Below are 1707 nucleotides of genomic sequence, written 5' to 3' on the forward strand. Positions count from 1 at the left end.
GCGTGCGTCATGGCGCTCGGGTGCTCGATCAGCGATTCGACGCCACCCAGCGACTCGGCCAGGATGAAGACGCTGGTCTTGGCGCACAGTTCCTCGGCGGCCTGTCGTCCGCCGCGCATGCGCACCGACACCATGCCGCCGAAGCTGCGCATCTGCCGCGCGGCGACGTCGTGGCCAGGGTGGCTGGGCAGGCCCGGATACAGCACGCTGCTCACCGCCGGATGCTCGGCGAGGAACTCTGCTATCGCGGCGGCATTCTCGCTGTGCCGCTGCATCCGCAGCACCAGCGTCTTGAGTCCGCGCATGGTCAGGTAGGCGTCGAAGGGGCCCGGCACCGCACCGGCCCCGTTCTGCAGGAAGGCGAACGCCTGGTCCAACCCCTCGTCATTGGTGACCAGTGCACCGCCGACCACGTCGGAGTGGCCGCCGATGTACTTAGTGGTGGAGTGCAGCACGATGTCGGCACCCAACGTCAACGGCTGTTGTAGCGCTGGCGAGGCAAAAGTGTTGTCCACCAACACTTTTGCCGAGTTATCGGCGCCCAACTGGGCGATTGCGGCGATGTCGGCGATCGACAGCAACGGGTTCGTCGGCGTCTCCACCCAGATCAACCGCGTGTGCGACGTGATCGCCGCCCGCACCGCATCCAAATCCGACAACGCGACCGGTGTGTACTTCACGCCCCACGAGGTGAACACCTTGTCGATCAATCGGAATGTGCCGCCGTAGGCGTCGTCCGGAATGACCACGTGGTCCCCGGGCTTCAAAATCGCCCGCAGCACACAGTCACTGGCTGCCATGCCAGAACTGAATGCCCGCCCGAATGCGCCGTCCTCGACCGCCGCAAGCGACGCCTCCAAGGCAGTACGGGTCGGGTTGCCGGTGCGGGCGTATTCGAAGCCGCCGCGCAGACCGCCGACGCCGTCTTGGGCGAACGTGCTGGTGGCGTAGATCGGGGCGTTGACGGCTCCGGTGGCCGGATCCGGACGGTAGCCGGCGTGTATCGCCTTGGTCGCGAGTCCGGAGTAGATCTGGTCTTCAGTCATCGACCGTCAGCCTAGTGAGCTTGAGGTCGGCTGTCGCGAGCCGAACCACACTGCGAGAAACCGGGCCGAAAATCGCAGCCAGGTTCGGCTCACTACAGCGAATCAGACCGGCAGACAGACCGTCGTCATGATCTTGTCGGCCAAGGTCTGACGCTTCTTGTCCCACAACGGGAACAGGTAACCGACGAAGCAGATGATCGAGTCGGCGACGTGCGCGATCTGCCGCACCAACGACATCCCGAATCCCAACGGCGCTCCGGTTGCTTCGCTGACTACCTTGAACTTCAAGATCGACTTGCCGATGCTCGATCCGGTGGTCCCCTGCCGGTAGCCGTAGTTCCAGACGACGTAGGCCAGAATTGCCAGCGCTGCCAGCCCCTGCACGATGGTGCCGATGATGGAGCTCTGGGTGTAGCAGACATCGGACAGCACGTACTCGTTGGCGCTCTGCACGCAGACCTGCTCTTGGGTCATGAGGTCGATCACCTGAGCGACGCCCCAGATGACGATTATCGGGGCGTAGTCGATGAGGAACGCCAGCACGCGGGTGAGCCACGGCGTGTAGGAATCCGAGGGCATCTCCCGGATCGCCGGTCCCGGCGGTGGCGGCGCGACCGCACCGGCCGACGGCGGGGGCGGGGGGCCCCGCCCCTCGGGTAGC

At 65.3% G+C, this 1707-nt stretch carries 2 protein-coding genes; both read right to left on the reverse strand.

Features of this window, described 5'->3' with window-relative positions; all coding sequences use genetic code 11:
• On the reverse strand, positions 1 to 1046 hold a 1046-nt coding region (locus A5634_RS05530; RefSeq protein ID WP_065143078.1), incomplete at its 3' end, for a cystathionine gamma-synthase.
• Positions 1047 to 1148: 102 nt separating this feature from the next.
• Positions 1149 to 1707, reverse strand: a 559-nt coding sequence (locus A5634_RS05535; protein ID WP_081290215.1) for an RDD family protein, incomplete at its 5' end; no start/stop codon positions are given.

This window comes from Mycobacterium asiaticum (genome assembly GCF_001673365.1).
In the GTDB taxonomy this organism is placed as follows: Bacteria; Actinomycetota; Actinomycetes; order Mycobacteriales; family Mycobacteriaceae; genus Mycobacterium; species Mycobacterium asiaticum_A.